Origin of the sequence: Desulfobacter curvatus DSM 3379 (assembly GCF_000373985.1) — a bacterium.
Classification (GTDB): domain Bacteria; phylum Desulfobacterota; class Desulfobacteria; order Desulfobacterales; family Desulfobacteraceae; genus Desulfobacter; species Desulfobacter curvatus.
Genome location: NZ_KB892913.1, coordinates 1 through 16,944 on the forward strand (window position 1 = coordinate 1; position 16,944 = coordinate 16,944).

The following is a 16,944-nucleotide window of genomic DNA, read 5'->3' on the forward strand; positions in this document are numbered from 1 at the left end:
AAAGTATTGGCACATGAGTAAAATCAAATGGGTGGCCATTGCCATGCCTGAACGATATTTTATTGATCAAGGATTATATCTGCCTGGGAACTGATTCATAAAATCAGCCGAACCGCCCTGGTACGAGATCCGTATGCCGGGTGGTGTGGGAGGGCTCCTCAGTGATGGGGAGTCCTATCCCGATTAGGGGAGTTATATCAACCTAGCCCCGCCATCAATCACTACGGATATTCCTGTTGTATAAGGGCTTCCCATCAGATAAATATATGCTTCAGCTACTTCTTTGGGCGAAGCAATTTTTCCGGCTGGAAACTGTTGAGAGTATTTCTCAATTTCTGGCGATTTAGGTGCAACAAAACCCGGACTCACAACATTAACTCTTATTGGTGCCAATTCTACTGCCAACGACCGACAAAATGCTTCGGTGGAACTGTTGATAATGGTCATAGTTGAAAAGTTCTTGAAAATCTTTTCACCAGCGATGCCGGTGGTCATAGCAATGCTACCATCTTGGCTAATGTGACCTTGTGCCTTCTGGATAAGTTGGTATTGACCCCAAAATTTTAATTCAAATGCCATTTTCGCCTGTTCGAGACTGGTTTTGACAAAGGGTGCCGGGGTTATCTCTGGCCTTGTGGTAATGACAAGATGATCGATAGCCCCAATTTTTCTTAATTCAGTTTCTGTTTCGATTTCAGATGTCACATCAAAAGAATATGTCTCGATCTCACAACCAACAATAGCAGCTAAATTATTATGCTTTTTTACGGCGTTTCTGGAAGCTATAATAACTTTGCCGCCCGCTTTGCACGCCTGTTTTGCAACAGCGAGGCCAATGCCAGAACTGCCACCGACTATAAGTATTCTTTTTTCTTGTAACGAATTACTCATTGTTCTCTTTTGGCCCCTAAAAACAACCAGAAGCGTTTTATCGATAGTCCAAAAAACCAGAAGCGTTTTATCGATAGTCCCGCTGTAAAAACGCCACAGCCGTTGGATTATAGTTTATTGTTTTTTTAATTATAGGCGGTTCAACCAGAAGCGTTTTATCGATAGTCCCGCTGTAAAAACGCCACAGCCGTTGGATTATAGTTTATTGTTTTTTTAATTATAGGCGGTTCGATCCTGCGAGCGGGATTATTGATAAAACGTTGTTGAACAATGCCGCGGATCAGTTACCGGCACGCAAATTTTTGCTATGGAATTTATATCTTGGGCAATTTGATCATGCAAGGGCAATTCGCCGTAAAACTTAAAAAGCTTTTTAAATAAAGTCGATTTTATCCGCTGCATCTTTTCATAGTTCTTGATTTTTTTTAAAAACTGGGCCTGGTAAAGCTATTTTTAGGCGCACTTATCCTGTATGACTTTATGTCATTATTTTCCCCCTTGAGCTGTTTTCGAAATTTATTATTTTACGAGGTGTCCCATGCCGTTTTTTTTCGTTGCGGCAAAATATAGTCAATATATTCTGGCATCAGTTCGTAAAGCCTTACCAAACGCCCTTTGCCGCACTTAGGACAGACTTTTATATCTATCCCGGTTAATCGCAGCATCATGTCTTCAACTGATTCGTCAACAGGGAGGGGGTGAATTGGGCTTTCGATACTGCACAATTGTCGGATCAGGGCAATGTTTTTTGTCTTATACCGGGGGGATAAAAAGCCAAAATGCCGGATTTTTTTAAACCCTTTGGGCAAAACATGAAGCAGGAATCTGCGGATGAATTCTACCGCATCAAGACGCATTTCTTTAACAGCATTGTTTTGTGCCCGGTCTTTCCAGGTGAATATTACCTCTCCGTTTTTAAAGGATTTGATCCTGTAATTTGAAATGGCTACTCGGTGGGTGTACCTTCCCAGATATTCGAGTACCTTTTCCGGTCCTGAACTGGGTGACTTGGCATAACCCGACCATTTTTTCTTTTGAATGGTTTTAATCAGGCGGTCAAACCCGTCCGGTGTTTGAAATTTGCCTGTGTCTCCGGGGAACTTGAGATCTCTCTGGGCATACAGCTGTTTAAGGCCCTTGATATAAATTCCTTTGAAGGCTTTAACCATTGATTTTGTCCTGAACAGGTAGTTTGCCCGGGAAGGGGTCCATCGGGTTCGATCTTTTGACAGTGCCCCGCCTGGAACAAGGCAATGTAAATGAAAATGATCCAGGATGGTCTGGCTCCATGTGTGAAGCACACCGATGAATCCGGGCTGACCCTGCAACCGCCATTGAGGATCTGCAGCAAAGGTTTGAATCACCTGGTTGACAGAAGAAAACAGCAAATCAAGCAATGCTTTCATGTTGCACAAAATGACCGGATTAAGATCGTGGGGTAGTGTGAACACGACATGGTAGTAAGTGGCCGGCAACAGGTTGTTTTGTTGATTGATCAGCCATTTTTCTTTAGTCATGGTCTGGCATTTGGGGCAGTGCCTGTCCCGGCATGAGTTATAGGCATTGCGTTGATAATCACAATTTGTGCAAAAGTCCATATGCCCGCCTAATGCGGCAGTGCGGCAGGCAACGATATGATTTAAGACCTTTACTTGTTCATAGGATGCGCCATGGGTTCTTAAAAATTGTTTCCCGTGTTGTCGAAATATATCTGCGATGTCATATTTGGGCCTGCTGCGCTTATCGCAGCCTTCGGATTTCATTGGGAGAGCATATCCAAAGGACTGACTACCTTGGATATGGTTTCATTGCTGATATGAAGATATCTGGCCGTTGTCCGGATGGACTGATGCCCCATCAAACGCTTGATGATATGACAGCTGGTACCATGTTCCAGAAGATGCGTGGCAAAACAATGCCTCAATGTGTGAATCCCTCTGCCCCTTGTCACGCCGGCTTTTTTCTTTGCGTTGTAATAAATCTGCTGTGCGGTCTCTATCGGCATGGGTTTTGACTTGGTTCTACCAAAAAAAATCCATTTGTCCGGTTGGTATGTCCGCCAATACTCTTCCAATGTCCCCAATAGTTGATCCGAAAGAAGCGTATATCTATCCTTCCTGCCTTTGCCTTGTTCGATCCGGATCATTTTACGGGATCTTTCGATATGAACCGGCTCAAGGTTGACGACCTCGCTGACTCTGAGACCTGCGCTGTAAACCGTCAACAAAAGGGCCCGGTGTTTGAGATTGGTGCAGGAAAAAATGATTTTTTTCACCTCCTCTTCGCTTAGCGCAATACTGATCTGTTTTTGTCTGGGACGCGGAGGTATGGACACCGTTGTGGGTTTTCTTAAAAAATCATCGTAAAAACATTTTATTGCAGAAAAATGAACGTTGCAGGTGCTCCAGGCCAGACCCCGTTTTTTGAGCAGGTAATAAAGATAATCCTGGATTTGGCTGTCGGTTAACCGGTCCGGCGGCAGCCAGTAGTGTTTTGCAAGCGATTCCACCGCATTCATATAAGCGGCGTTGGTTTTGGGAGAATACCGCTTTAAAATAAGGTGCCGTTCAAATGCATGTCTAAGTTCTGTCATAATTTCCTCCTGAAAATTAAAGGTTAATGTTCAGGAGGATGATGAAATATTACAATGAATTTTGAAAGGAACGGATTGTGAAATACTGCCTGCTTACTGTGAGGTTGCTTTTTTCCGCGTAGCGGTTTTGTTCAACCATGATTTACACCCATGTCCTCAATCGCGGAGGCAAGGGCGTACAAAGCCCTCTGGACGGATTATAAGCTAAAAAAACAATGACCGGACCCGCTTAAACCAGGTTAAAATCCCCTGCCTTGACAACACCCAAGACAGTTTTATGTTGACGTATTGTTTTTGTTACCGCAGCACTTATAATTTTAATTTAAGGATGAACTAAATGCTCAAACTTGGTGAAAAGGGAGCCATTCTCCAAAATGACAACGAAACCTATGCCATTGCCCCTCATATTCCATGCGGGGTTGTTACACCGGACATGCTCAGAAAAATTGCTGATGTGGCGGAAAAATATGAGGCCAAAGCACTCAAGCTGACCGGGGCCACCCGTATTACCATTGTAGGACTCAAAGAAGAGGATATTGATTCGGCCTGGCAGGACCTGGAACTTGACAAGGGTGCCGCCGTGGGCATGTGTATCCGCTCGGTACGCGCCTGTCCAGGGACCACCTTCTGCAAACTCGGCAAACAGGATGCCTTGGGCGTGGGCATGGAATTGGACAAACAATACCATGCCATGGAACTGCCCGGTAAATTTAAGATAGCGGTATCAGGCTGCAAACTGACCTGCTCAGAATCCTGGGTCAGGGACCTCGGACTCATCGGAGAGGCGGACGGTTGGAAAATTGTCATTGGCGGCAACGTGGGCATGAGCCCCAGAATTGCCCAGAAAGTGGCTGAAGGACTGAGCACTGAACAGGCCATGGACGCCTGTAAACGCATTGTCGAGTATTACAAAGAAAATGCCAAAAAAGGGGAGCGCCTTGGAAAGATGATCGAACGTATTGGCCTTGAACCCTTTGAACAGGCCATTCAAGGCTAATCATGCAAACTCCATACATACCTGAAAACCGGTTTCCCATGCAGATAAGTCCGACAGTCCAGGTGATCGGCAACTACTATTTTAACCTTATGCTGGTCACAGGGACAGAAAAGAGCCTGCTGTTTGAAGCCGGTGTTTCAGGTATGGTGGATCAAGTTATCCGGCAGCTGGATATGCTTGAAGTTTCCCCGGATATTATAGTGGTCAGCCATCCCCACGCCGATCATGTAACAGGGCTTCCCGGATTGGCTGACCGATTTAAACATGCCCGGATCATTTCGGGCACCGGGGCCAAAAAATTTATGGCCCATCCCAAGGCGGCTGCGGCACTGATCGCCGAAGACCGGTTCATATCCAGGCGCCTTGGCGAAGAAGGATTAACGCCCGGGCGTCCCAGCCTTGATGCCCCGCCGGATGTCAGCCGTATTGAAGAGGTTGACTGCCCTGCCCGCCTGGATCTGGGTGGCGGAATCTTTTTTGACCTGTTACCGTCAAAAGGCCATTCCCCGGGGGCACTTATGGGATTTGCCGTACCGGACCGGGTGTTGTGCGGCTCCGATGCCCTGGGGTTCCATTATCCCGGCCGGGATTTCTGGCCTTTGTTTTTCACAAGTGCGGCAGACTACCTTGACACCATTAAGCAGATCAAGGCGCTATCCCCTGCAATCATCTGTCCGGCCCACCAGGGTCCCATCATGGCCGGCAACGTCGCTCCAGCCTTAAAAACAGCGGAATCCAGGGCTCTTGAAATCATAAAAATGATAAAAGACACCCCCCTTGATGACGCTGATCTGGTCAAGAAACTATTCAACATGTCCTATAAAGACGAATTTTGCCTGTACACCAAAGAAAATATAACCAATTGTGCCGAACTGCTGGTTAAACGGGCCAGGGAATATCATTAACCGTTGCAGCAACGTCAAGGCTGGTTAGAAGAAGGGCGGCCGGAAAATTTGCGTACTTTTTTTATGGTTAAAAGCACATTTCCGGCAAAAATCAGAAACGCCCCCACCGATCCGGCCAAGGAAAGCGCGGGATCCATGACAAGGAATGGTCCCAGGATTGCCGCCAGAAAAATCCGGGTTGAGGCGATGATGCCCCCTTCAATGGCGGAAACGTATTTGAACCCTTGGGTCAACAGAAACTGGCCGGCGATGGCGATGGCCGAACACCAGAAAAGATAGACCAGTTCACGGCTATTGGGCAGTTGCATTTCATAGAAAAAAAGACAGAACACAACAATGCCCCCAAGGCCGAACATAAAAAACAGAATAGTCAGGGTGTCGTGGTCCTGCCGGGCCATATTCAGAATAATGATGGCAAAGGCCGCGATAATCCCCGAAGCCAGCCCCCACAAAGCCCCCAGGGAAAAATGTGTATCCGCCGGCATTAAAATCATAAAAACCCCGGCAAAGGCCACCAGGACAATCACAACAGTCCCCACATCCCTTTGGGACTTAAACAAAAACCATGAAAACAGGGCGATAAACAAAGGAAAGGTCATGTTTAAAATATTGGCCTGGGCTACGCTGGACTGGGCCACGCCCTTGAAAAAACAGAAAACGGCCAGAGTATTGAGCAGCGCCCTGCCCACCAGAAATCTTTTTTTCACCACCCGGATTTTGTGACGGACCAGAGAAATGATAACGCAGACAACGATAAATCCCAAGCTGAACCGGGCCAGGGTAAACATGGATGTACGGATATGAAGCCCGGCCATGGCCGACCACTTGATCACCACGGTGGACATATAAAAACAAAAGGCTGATGCAAACACAGCCAGGTATCCTAAAACTGACTTTCTATCCATCCTGGGCAGCATACCGTTAAACATGTCCGGTCCCTTCTTTTGATACCCTTATCCCTATGCCCGGCCCGGGTATTTTTCACCCGGCAGGGGTTTGTATTGCCAGAACTGACTGACTGATGATATTGTGGGTTGTGTTAACCCATTTTCATAAACACAAATTGCCATAAGACCATAAATTATGACCAAAGACAACTCCTCTTTTGAACAGCAGATCAAACCCCTTCGGGATGAAATCGATACCATTGATGCCCGGATTATCTCCTTATTGAGCCAACGCCGGGAGCAGGTGGAAAAAATCGTGGACGTGAAGAAGAAGCACAAGGTCCCCATTTATCATCCGGCCCGGGAGGAAGACGTGATATCCCGCCTGCGGGGAAAAGCCAAGGAGACGGATGTAGACCCCGATTTGGTGGAAAATCTTTATCGAACAATCATGCACCAATCCAGGAAAAGTCAGACCCGTGTGTCCAAAACCACGTTGGTTCGGCCCCAGGCAAAGATCCTTATTGTGGGCGGTGCCGGAGAGATGGGTCGCTTATTTGTCCGTTTTTTTACCGAAACCGGGTACCAGGTGGATATTCTGGACAAAAACGACTGGGACAGGGCACAAGGCTTGTGTGGGAACGCGGACCTTGTCGTTGTCTGTGTTCCCATTAATGTCACCGTCAAGGTCATTGAACAATTAGCCCCCCTGATGCGGCCGGATGCGGTGCTCACGGATCTGACGTCGGTCAAGAAGATTCCCCTTGAAGCCATGTGCCGGGCACACAAGGGTCCTGTACTGGGCCTGCACCCCCTTTTCGGCCCCACCACGGACAACTTGGACAAACAGATTATTGCGGCGTGTGCCGGACAAAACGAGGATGCCTGCCAGTGGGTCATTGACCAGTTGGTGGCCTGGGGCGCAGTAGTTGTTGAAGCAAGTGCCCGGGAACATGACCAGGTCATGGAGATTGTCCAGGCCCTTCGGCATTTTGCCACCTTCAGTTTCGGCAGCTTTCTTTACCGCCAAGGCATCCCCATTAAACGTACCCTTGAATTCTCAAGCCCGATCTACCGCCTGGAGCTGGGTATGGTGGGCCGGCTTTTTGCCCAGGACCCGGATCTGTATGCTGAAATCATCTTTGCCACACCGGAACGGCGCCAGCTATTAAAAACATTTGTTGAATCCTTGACCCAGTTCCTGGATATGCTTGAATCCGGGGACAAGGACGCGTTTATTAAAGAATTTAACCAGATTGCCGAATGGTTCGGCCCCTTTGGCCACCAGGCCCTGCGTGAAAGTACCTATTTTATCAACAAACTGATTGAACGGTTCTAAAACCGTTCAATCAGCCTCATTCCCATACCGCTTTAATTTTTTAAGCAAGGTTTTCCGGGTAATGCCAAGCCTTCGGGCCGCTTCACTCTTATTTCCTCCGGCAGCTGACAGGGTGGACAAGATGGCCCGCTGCTCCACCTTGGCCAGGGCCATATTTTCAAGGTTCAAATCAGCATCCCGGATCTGTTCAGGCTCATCATCCAGGATAAAGGAGAGATCAGACCGGCGAAGGTAATCGGTCCTGGCCATGACCACGCCGCGCTCCACGGCGTTCATCAGTTCACGGACATTGCCCGGCCACTCATACCGGATCAGGGTATCCATGGCATTGGGTGAAAATCCCTTGATATCTCTGCGGTTTTTCCGGGCAAACTCATCCAGGAAGTGCATGGCAAGTTCCGGAATATCCTCGATCCGCTTGCGCAACGGCGGAATACCAATGTGTACCACATTGAGCCGGTAGTAAAGGTCTTCCCTGAACTCTTTTTCAGCGGACATGGCTTTTAAATCCCTGTTTGTGGCCGCAATCACCCTGACATCCACGGCAAGGGTCTTTTCCGAGCCCACGGGTGCAATCTCCTTTTCCTGGATGACCCGCAGCAGCTTTGCCTGCATGGCAAGGCTCATCTCGCCGATTTCATCCAGCAGGATGCTGCCCTTGTCCGCCAAAAGGAATTTGCCCTTGCGTTTTTTATCCGCCCCGGTGAATGCGCCCCGCTCATGGCCGAACAGTTCAGATTCCAGAAGGGTTTCGGTGATGGCGGCACAATTGATCCGGATATAGGGATGCTGTTTTCTCATGCTGTTGTTGTGCAGGGCGGCAGCCACAAGTTCCTTTCCCGTCCCCGATTCCCCTGTGACAAGCACATTGGCATCGGTGGGGGCCACCATGTGTATGGTATCCAGCAGCGCCTTCATGGCATGGCTTTTACCCAGGATATCGTGGTGGAAGGCGCTGGTTTCCAGTTGTTTTTTCAAGTCCTGATTTTCGTTTTTCAGGTGAAGACGTTCAAACACCCGGTCCACGGTGAGTTTGAGCTTGTCAAAGTCCAGGGGTTTGGTCAGGTAATCATAGGCCCCGATTTTCAAGGCCTGGACCGCCGTGTCCACAGAAGAATAAGCGGTCATGATGATCACGGGAAGGGCCGGATTAAAGGCATGAATTTCGGCCAGGGCTTCCATCCCGGACATTTTCACCATTTTCATATCCATGAGCACCAGCCCAAAAGGGCTGTTCATCACCGCCGCCACACCTTCATCTCCGTCCGGGGCAACCTGCACGGTATATCCCCACCCTTTCATCAGGGTTTTAAGCATGGTGGCATGGGCGGTGTCATCATCCACCACCAGTACTGTCTTATCGCTCATAAAACAATCCTTACTTCTTCTCTATTGTTTCATCATCAGGCAGGGTGATATAAAACACAGTGCCTTTTGTGGGGCTGCTTTCCACCCGGATTTCACCTTTGAGATTTTCAACAATCCTGTGAACAATGGACAATCCGAGACCCGTTCCTTTGGGCCGGGTGGTAAAATAAGGGTCAAATATTTTTTCAAGATCTTTTGCCGGGATGCCGCAGCCGTTGTCCGCCACCCGGATTTCAATGCCATCGTCCGCATCTGTTACCCCAACTTCTATAATCCCATTGGTGTCCATGGCATTTAACGCATTCATGTAAAGATTGAGCAGCACCTGGCAGATCCGTTCCGGATCGGTATGAATGGTTTCTTTTCGGGTACGGATATCGGTTTGAACACGGATCTTTTTTTTCCCAAGGTCATGGGAAACCAGTTTAAGGGAGTGCCGGATAAGGGGTTCGATCCGGACCTGCTTGATCTGTACGCCCATGGGCTTGGCAAATTCCAGCAACTGGGTGATGGACCGGTCCATACGTTCCACTTCCTGGATCATGATTTTTGCAATCTCCACATCCTCGGGTTCATTTTCATATTGCCGGGAAAAATAGGTTGCAAAGCCCTTGATGGAACTCAACGGATTTCGAATTTCATGGGCCACGCCTGCGGCAAGTTTGCCTATGGCAGCTAAACGCCGGTTGGTTTCCACCTGTTTTTTCAAGTCTCGAATCTGAGTCAAATCCCTGAATAAAAGGACAAATCCCTGAATCTGGTCTTCATCCGACGGGATGGCCGAAACGGTCATATCCAGCCGAAGGTCGCCCTTCTCTTTTTGGTTCAAGGTGACTTCCCCGGACGCGACGCCCCCTGATCCCGAAATCTCAGCAGCCATGGCAGCCATCTGGGGAAACGCTTTTTCAGGAATTTCGCCCAAAATTTTTTCAGCTGCCCGGTTGGCTGACGTCACATTAAACTTTGGATCCAAAGTGATCAGACCCGAAGGCATGTTCTGAACCACATTGTCGGAAAACGCCATAACCTGTTCCAGGGATGACTGGGCAGCCCTGTAAGCCTGGAGGGCAAAAAGGGCAATAATACCCGAACAGCAAAAAACAAAAAACAAAAGCCCTTTAATGACAATATTCTTAAACCCTTGGGCTTGAGCCGCCTGCACCCCGGTCATGGACATTCCGGCAAAAATATAATGATCGGTCTGACTAAATGCTCCTAAAGCCGGCCTGCCCGATATTTCAGGACCCGGCAAGAGCCCGGAAGGCAACTTTTCAGGGCCGTAGTCGGAATCAGGGCCATGGCCGAGGCCTCGCCTTCGTCCTCTGAATCCATGATTAAACGGAACAAAGCGCTTGGCCACTTCCAGAACCGGCCCATCCGGTGTGTTCAGGGACCGGCTGGAGATCAGGTGGGGATCCCTGGGCAACGGGCCAAGGTCTGCCCATCTGTCATAAAGGTTACCCACCATGGCGGCATCGGAATGGGCGATGATTTTTCCCATGGCATCGGTGATCATGATATAGGCAACATCGGGCTGGCCTGCGATCTCCTCCAGCATGGTCTGAATCCGTTCAGTGCCCCAGTGCATGGAGCCCATACCAATCCGGGTGCCGGCTTCAAATGTACGGATCAAGGAGGTGCCGGTGATTAAAAACCGCTCCCGGATAAACTCATCCTGTTTCTTAACCCGGTCCAGGGTCATCAGGATAAATACCGGCAACAACACAACCAGGACCCCCACCATAACCAGCGGCGGGACCAACCCCGGCATTTTCGGGGTGATATTTAATTTAAATCTGTTCATTGTATTCTGTTCTGCAAAACAAATACCACCATTGCCGCAATGTGATTACCCATTGTCGAAATCATTTGCACCAGTGTCTTGTACCTTAAAACAACTTTACCCCAACATTTTGGAAATCATGAGGATTTTAGCTTCAAGACACCCAAGGGGTAATAAACAGTGTACTTTTTACCCGATTGCATACCTTTACCTGAGTAAAAAGTATACACCGTCTCTAATTTCTAAAAAATACCCTGATATGCCATTTGGACGCAAAAGAGTTGACACAAGGTGATTTCAATAAATTTAACGACAGGTGGCACGCCATTTGCTTTATAACTTAGCAACGATGATCGAAATTTAAGATCACCAAAAACCAAATCAAGCATATAAATCAAGCTCCAAAAGGAGGCATTTATGAAAAAAACATTAACCGTATTAACGATCCTAATCATCACATGCACCTTTTCCGCCGGTGCATTTGCAGCCCCCCCAAAACAGGGCAAAGGCAAGGGCTTAAGACAGGCCATGCCCCAGGCGTGTATGAACCTGACTGATGAACAGCAGCAACAACTTCGCGATTTGCATCAAAAATTTGTTGATGACACTTATGAAATGCGTGCAGAGATGATGACCTTAGATCAGCAGATCCGCATGTATATGGAAACATCAGATCCTAACCCGGCAAAACTGAAAGCCATGGTCATAGAAAAAGCGGATTTGGCAAAAGACCTGGCTGTTAAACGTTTGGAGTTTGCCCTGGATGCCAGAAAAATCTCTCCGGAATTAAAATACATGCCCATGGGAATGGGAATGGGATATGGCAGCCAAGGCTATCATGGATTCGGCAAGGGTTATCATGGATTCGGCAAAGGCGCCGGATATTTTTATAACGCCCCCCAGGAAGAGGCCCCTCCAGAAAATAATTAATATACCCACCGCTCAACTACTGATCCTTTCATTAACTCCCTTCTCTCCTGTCCCCCCGGGTAACCACCCGGGGGGACCCCTTTGTTTATCCTTTGCTACTCCTCTTGTTCCACAAGATTTTCAAGTACACCAATATTTTCAATTTCAACCTCCATCCGATCTCCCGGCTTGAGATACAGGCGGGGTTTACGGGTAAAACCCACCCCTTCGGGCGTACCCGTCAAGATCAGGGTACCGGGTAAAAGAGTGGACGACTGGGACAGGTAGGAAATCATATTGGCGATGCTGAATACCATGTCGCTGGTGTGGCTGTCCTGCATGGTTTCACCGTTCAGGCGTAATTTAATGGCAAGGTTCTGGGGATCCGGAATCTCGTCTGTCAAAGTCATGACCGGTCCACAGGGGCAAAAGGTATCGTAGCTTTTTCCCCGGGTCCACTGGAACGCACCGGCATGCTTCTGCCACCGCCGGGCAGAAACGTCATTGGTGCAGGTATAACCAAGCACATAATCCAGGGCCTCTTCTTCGGACACATTTTTAGCGGCCTTTTTAATGACCACCCCAAGCTCGGCTTCGTAATCCACCTCTGGCGGATCTGAGGCGCATTTCGGGATCACCACGGCATCACCGTGCCCGGCCAGAGATCCGGGATATTTCATGAAAATCGCCGGATATTTTGGAATTTCCTGGCCGGTCTCTTTGGCATGACGCCGGTAATTCAGACCGATACAGATAATGGCAGACGGTTCCACCGGCGGCAGAACTTTCACCACCTCCACCCGTTCACCGGTATCACTGAAAGTGTAATCCTCAGACTGTTCCACCAAGCTGGCAGTCTTTCCGTCCCAATCGCACCCCATGACTTCTTTACCCTGCTGGGTAGTAAAACGAATGATCTTCATTTAAGGCTCCTTTATTCTTTTTATCGCATGAGCTATATTCATAGCCGGAAACAATCACATCCGGCAAGGAAAAAATGAAATCTATTTTCACGGGCAGTATACACAATAAAAACAGCAGAAAGCAGGCCGATCTTATCCTGGTGGTTCTGGCCTCCCAATCCGTCAGGGCGGCCATTGAGACAGGCCCGGACGGATCGTGCGACATCCTTGTCCCCGATGACGATGTTGCCAGGGCCCGACAGCACCTGAAGAAATACGCAATGGAGAACAAGGACATTCCAAGGCCGGCCCCCCATGTGCCCACCAGAATTTTTTTCTCCCCTGCCGCCCTGGCACTGGCCTTTTTTCTGGCAGCCATCCATTACATCATCACAACCCTGGGCCTTCACAAACAAGCGATCCTGAACTTTGGTTCATCTTCATATTATCTAAGCCAGGGGCAAAGTTTCAGGGCCGTGACAGCTTTATTTCTTCACAGCGACACGGATCACCTTCTGGGTAATATGGCCGGAATTGTTGTACTTGCAGGCCCGTTACTGCGTGTGACCGGTTACGGCCAGGGCCTTTTGCTGCTTTTGGCGGCAGGCACGGCCGGCAATCTGATATCTGAAAGCTTTGGCCGGGATTTACGGCTCTCCATCGGAGCCTCCACAGCGGTTATGGCCGCCGCAGGGCTTTTGGGGGCCCGACGCATGACCATTGGTGCACAATCAAATCATTCACTATTTCCAAAACTCAAATCGCTGGCCCCCTTTGTCGCAGCAGCCACACTAACAGCCATGTTCAGCCATGGTGAAAATACCGATGTATCTGCCCATCTGTTCGGTTTTCTCGCCGGTACCGGCATCGGGCTGTGCTATTATCCGTTGTCTGCGCCGTTATCAGGTCCGGTGATGGGCCGTATCAGTTTCGCCATTGTCCTGGCAATTTTATCCACGGCCTTGATCCGGGGGGCTTTGACTTTTTTTACTTAATTTTTAATGGACCGGTTAAGTTTTCGGACAAACCCGACAGGAACGGCATAGGTGATTCCCGTTGGCTCCTTCAGGACGTATTCTTTTTTCCCTTTGACAAAAACTTTATTGATCACCCCGACGACTTCTCCGGTGGCAATCCGATAGACCGGGCTTCCGCTGTTCCCCGGAAAGGCAACGGCATCAAGCTGGATAATGTCCCAGGGATGTTCAAGGTATTTGATCATCTCTCCTTTGATCAGGCTGCCGTGGGGGGTGGGGAGAATGACCGGGGCAATGGCCGAAACAATACCTGTATGGGTGGTGGCATTGAGGCCGAGCACAAAGCCGATGGGATATCCGGTAATCGCCACCTGGTGGCCCTCTTTGAGGGTACCTTCCGCCGCCATGGGCAGGGGGGGCAGTTTGCCTGCCATCTCCAGTATGGCCAGGTCGTGGAAGGGATCTTCGGCAACCAGAACCGCCTTTACCCCCTTGCCCGGCAAATTCTTGTGAAAGATCCTCAGATGGAACATGAGTTTCTTTTCTTTAATGGCATCGACCACATGCTGGTTGGTGACGATTCTGCGGCCGTCCCCGATGGCAAATCCGGTACCCCGGAACCGGGTCATGGGGACATCCTTATAATAATAAGTGCCCACGGATACGGTGGAGGCTTTTATTTTTGACACCAGGCCGGCCATGTAAGCATCCCGGTCCTGTAACAAAGCGTTTTCCTGGGCAAATGCGGGAAAAACGAAAAAAGTAAGAATAATCGTGATTATGCTAAAATGGACTCTCATGGTCTGTACTTACCGATATACGCCCAAGTTGTCCATCTTTTCTTAGAGCCTGTTTGGTAATTAGGCCCTTAATCATGAAGCACGCCGGGTTGACGGAGAATAAACTCACTCATGTAATTGGCAACGGTGGTCACCTTGTGGCTGAACAGCGGGGCCTGATCACAATCCGTGGTAAAATCGCCGACAATCCAGCTGTTGCCCATTCTGCGTGAACATATACCGGCCAGATCGGACCCGGCAATGCCGCAGGCTGAAACCACGGCTTTTTTGCCTGCAAAGGTTTCAATGAACATCTTCTTATCAACTTGGCGGTCAAAGCCCTCAACAAGAAGGTCGCAGTCGGAGAACAGTTCGGCGCAGTTTTGCCTGTCAATACACTGGACCTGCGCTTCAAGGTCCACCTTGGGATTAATGCGGCTCAAATTGATTTTAAGCGCCTCAACCTTGAACAGGCCGATCTGGTCGGCAAAATAAAACTGACGGTTGAGGTTACCGGACTCTACCCGGTCGAAATCGACCAGTTTAAGCTGCATGACGCCGCTTCGCACCAGGTTCAGGGCCACGTTGGAGCCGATACCGCCGACCCCGGCAATACCTATTTTCATCAGATACAGTCCCAGTCTTTGTATATGGGCTGGTAGCCCTGCGCCAGGATCGCATCAGCCACCTGGGCCACAGTGCGGGCATCGGTAATCTCGAATTGCGGCGTCTGTCCGTCGGGTACCTCGGTGTATCCGCCGACACCGGTGCTGGATCCGGCAGAGTAACGCGTAACCCCCAGGGGAAGAATACGGTCACGAAAAGTGGCGCTTTCACGGGTGGAAACGGTCAGTCCCAAACGAGGCAGAAAGATGCGCAGTGCGGTCATGAACTGAACAAAGGTTTTATCATCCACCAGGAAGTCGGGTTGAAAATCGCCTTCTGCCTCGTTAAATCGGGGCAGGGAGATGGCAACCTCGGTATCGATATACTTGTTTTCAAGGTACCGGGCATGCAACCCGGTGAAAAACATTTCCCGCCGCGGCTCGGAAAGACCAAGCAGCGCCCCAAGATTAACGACCCGCATGCCGCCCTTAGCGGCCCGTTCAGGCCCGTTGAGCCGCCAGTGGTAATCCATCTTTTTACCGGCCAGGTGAACCCGTTTATAAACGTCTTCGTCATAGGTTTCCTGGAACATGGTCATGGAATCGACACCAGCCTCGTAGAGTTGGCGGTATTCATCAACCTCAAGCGGATAGACTTCGATGGCCACGGACGCAAAATGCTTTTTGAGCAGTCGCGCTGCATCCACCAGGTACGACATGGGGGTCATATGCTGGGCTTCCCCGGTGAGAAAAAGCACGTGCTGCATCCCGGTTTCAGCAATGGCCTTGGCCTCGATCTCAATCTCCTCCAGGCTGAGCTTTCGGCGAAGGATGGGGTTTTTGTGATTAAACCCACAGTAGGCGCAGCCGTTGTTGCAATGATTTGAGATATACAGCGGAATGAACATTTGAATCGTACGTCCAAAATACTGCACGGTCAACTGGTGGGCTTTGCGGGCCATGGCCTCAAGATGTCCCGCAGCCCTGGGGCTCAGCAGAGTCAAAAAATCCATGGGGCCGGGTTTTTCCCTGGCCATACTCAGGATGATCTGCTCATCGGTTACCTGGTCAAAAAAATGGGGTACATCAAAATCACGGTATTGTTCAACTACCTCGTAGAATGACATCATTTGATCCTCTTTTTTTAACCACGGAGGACACGGAATGCACTGAAAGGTAGAAGGCAAAACCCTCATTCCCGTGTTTTTCCGTGATTTCCGTGGTTCTATTATTCTATTCGTCAAGGAATCCGGTGAGCGGAGAAGAGGCCCGGGCGTGCGTGGACTCCTCGGCCATCTCAGCCAGGTAAGCCGCCCGTCCGGCTTTAACCGCAAGATCAAAGGCGCGCCCCATGACTTCCGGATCACGGGCCGTGGCAATGGCGGTATTCACCAGAACTGCGTCTGCGCCCATTTCCATTGCCGCCGCAGCCTGGGACGGTTTGCCGATTCCCGCATCGACCACGATGGGCACGGAGGCGTTTTCAATCAACATGGCAATCAGCGGTTTGGTCTCCAGTCCCCGGTTGGTTCCGATGGGTGCGCCCAACGGCATGACGGCTGCTGCACCTGCGTTCTCCAGACGTTTGGCCAGGGGCAGGTCCGGCAGAACATAGGGCAAAACCTGAAACCCTTCTTTGGCCAGAATTTCCGTTGCCTTTAAGGTTTCCCAGTTATCCGGCATCAGGTATTTCATATCGGTGATGACTTCGATTTTGATGAAATCACCACAACCGGCTTCCCGGGCAATCCGGGCAACGCGGACGGCCTGCTCTGCGCTGCGGGCGCCGGATGTATTGGGCAGCAGGGTCACGTTCTTGGGGATGTATTCAAGAATATTTTCAGACTGCTCCGTGATGTCCACACGACGCAGGGCCACAGTGATCATCTGGGAACCACTGGCTGCAAGCATCTTTGGGATCTGTCCATGATTGCCGAATTTCCCGGTACCGGTCAATAACCGGTTACTGAATTCTTTTCCCCCTAATAACAGTACATCGTCGTTCATAA

Annotated in this window: 16 protein-coding genes; 5 read left to right on the forward strand and 11 right to left on the reverse strand. The window is 49.6% G+C overall.

Annotated elements, in window-relative coordinates; all coding sequences use genetic code 11:
• Positions 1-192: 192 nt before the first annotated feature.
• The 3 genes from B147_RS0102590 to B147_RS0102600 form a co-directional block, all read right to left on the reverse strand.
• Positions 193-891: an SDR family oxidoreductase gene (locus B147_RS0102590; protein WP_020585693.1), complete on the reverse strand. Its 699-nt coding sequence runs from the start codon at positions 889-891 to the stop codon at positions 193-195.
• A gap of 524 nt (positions 892-1,415) precedes the next feature.
• Positions 1,416-2,654, reverse strand: a complete 1,239-nt coding sequence (locus tag B147_RS0102595; protein WP_020585694.1) for an IS91 family transposase — start codon at positions 2,652-2,654, stop codon at positions 1,416-1,418.
• Positions 2,651-3,484: a tyrosine-type recombinase/integrase gene (locus tag B147_RS0102600; RefSeq protein WP_020585695.1), complete on the reverse strand. Its 834-nt coding sequence runs from the start codon at positions 3,482-3,484 to the stop codon at positions 2,651-2,653. Before B147_RS0102600 ends, B147_RS0102595 begins: the two co-directional genes overlap by 4 nt.
• A 337-nt stretch (positions 3,485-3,821) precedes the next feature.
• Here B147_RS0102600 and B147_RS0102605 point away from each other — a divergent pair, with 337 nt between their 5' ends.
• Together B147_RS0102605 and B147_RS0102610 are read left to right on the forward strand one after the other, a co-directional pair.
• Positions 3,822-4,481, forward strand: a complete 660-nt coding sequence (locus tag B147_RS0102605; RefSeq protein ID WP_020585696.1) for a nitrite/sulfite reductase domain-containing protein — start codon at positions 3,822-3,824, stop codon at positions 4,479-4,481.
• 2 nt (positions 4,482-4,483) lie between these two features.
• Entirely contained in the window at positions 4,484-5,386 is a 903-nt protein-coding gene (locus B147_RS0102610; RefSeq protein ID WP_020585697.1) for an MBL fold metallo-hydrolase, read from the forward strand.
• A gap of 14 nt (positions 5,387-5,400) precedes the next feature.
• On the opposite strand, the gene B147_RS0102615 is transcribed toward B147_RS0102610, so the two are convergent.
• Positions 5,401-6,315: a DMT family transporter gene (locus tag B147_RS0102615; protein ID WP_020585698.1), complete on the reverse strand. Its 915-nt coding sequence runs from the start codon at positions 6,313-6,315 to the stop codon at positions 5,401-5,403.
• 154 nt (positions 6,316-6,469) lie between these two features.
• Here B147_RS0102615 and tyrA point away from each other — a divergent pair, with 154 nt between their 5' ends.
• Positions 6,470-7,612 (forward strand): bifunctional chorismate mutase/prephenate dehydrogenase, encoded by a 1,143-nt coding sequence (gene tyrA, locus B147_RS0102625; RefSeq protein WP_020585700.1) that lies wholly within the window; start codon positions 6,470-6,472, stop codon positions 7,610-7,612.
• Between the two features lie 6 nt (positions 7,613-7,618).
• Here the strand turns inward: tyrA and B147_RS0102630 are convergent, their stop codons facing one another.
• A complete protein-coding gene (locus tag B147_RS0102630; RefSeq protein WP_020585701.1) occupies positions 7,619-8,980 on the reverse strand; it encodes a sigma-54-dependent transcriptional regulator in 1,362 nt (453 codons plus the stop codon).
• 10 nt (positions 8,981-8,990) lie between these two features.
• Positions 8,991-10,784 (reverse strand): two-component system sensor histidine kinase NtrB, encoded by a 1,794-nt coding sequence (locus B147_RS0102635; RefSeq protein ID WP_020585702.1) that lies wholly within the window; start codon positions 10,782-10,784, stop codon positions 8,991-8,993.
• A gap of 396 nt (positions 10,785-11,180) precedes the next feature.
• Here B147_RS0102635 and B147_RS0102640 point away from each other — a divergent pair, with 396 nt between their 5' ends.
• Positions 11,181-11,693 carry a Spy/CpxP family protein refolding chaperone gene (locus tag B147_RS0102640; protein ID WP_020585703.1) on the forward strand — a complete coding sequence of 171 codons (513 nt, stop codon included), beginning with the start codon at positions 11,181-11,183 and terminating at the stop codon, positions 11,691-11,693.
• A 95-nt stretch (positions 11,694-11,788) separates the two neighbouring features.
• Here the strand turns inward: B147_RS0102640 and B147_RS0102645 are convergent, their stop codons facing one another.
• Complete coding sequence (locus B147_RS0102645; RefSeq protein WP_020585704.1) at positions 11,789-12,595, reverse strand: fumarylacetoacetate hydrolase family protein; 807 nt, start codon at positions 12,593-12,595, stop codon at positions 11,789-11,791.
• 74 nt (positions 12,596-12,669) lie between these two features.
• Between B147_RS0102645 and B147_RS29920 the strand changes: the two genes are divergently transcribed.
• Positions 12,670-13,569, forward strand: a complete 900-nt coding sequence (locus B147_RS29920) for a rhomboid family intramembrane serine protease (RefSeq protein WP_020585705.1) — start codon at positions 12,670-12,672, stop codon at positions 13,567-13,569.
• Here the strand turns inward: B147_RS29920 and B147_RS0102655 are convergent.
• The 4 genes from B147_RS0102655 to B147_RS0102670 form a co-directional block, all read right to left on the reverse strand.
• Positions 13,566-14,351 carry a S1 family peptidase gene (locus tag B147_RS0102655; RefSeq protein ID WP_020585706.1) on the reverse strand — a complete coding sequence of 262 codons (786 nt, stop codon included), beginning with the start codon at positions 14,349-14,351 and terminating at the stop codon, positions 13,566-13,568. The genes B147_RS29920 and B147_RS0102655 overlap by 4 nt on opposite strands.
• A gap of 68 nt (positions 14,352-14,419) precedes the next feature.
• The gene (thiF, locus tag B147_RS0102660; protein ID WP_020585707.1) at positions 14,420-14,956 is read right to left on the reverse strand and encodes a sulfur carrier protein ThiS adenylyltransferase ThiF; all 537 of its coding nucleotides are present in this window, start codon (positions 14,954-14,956) and stop codon (positions 14,420-14,422) included.
• Positions 14,956-16,065: a 2-iminoacetate synthase ThiH gene (gene thiH / locus B147_RS0102665; protein WP_020585708.1), complete on the reverse strand. Its 1,110-nt coding sequence runs from the start codon at positions 16,063-16,065 to the stop codon at positions 14,956-14,958. Before thiH ends, thiF begins: the two co-directional genes overlap by 1 nt.
• Before the next feature lie 103 nt (positions 16,066-16,168).
• Positions 16,169-16,942 carry a thiazole synthase gene (locus B147_RS0102670; protein WP_020585709.1) on the reverse strand — a complete coding sequence of 258 codons (774 nt, stop codon included), beginning with the start codon at positions 16,940-16,942 and terminating at the stop codon, positions 16,169-16,171.
• Between the last annotated feature and the right edge of the window lie 2 nt (positions 16,943-16,944).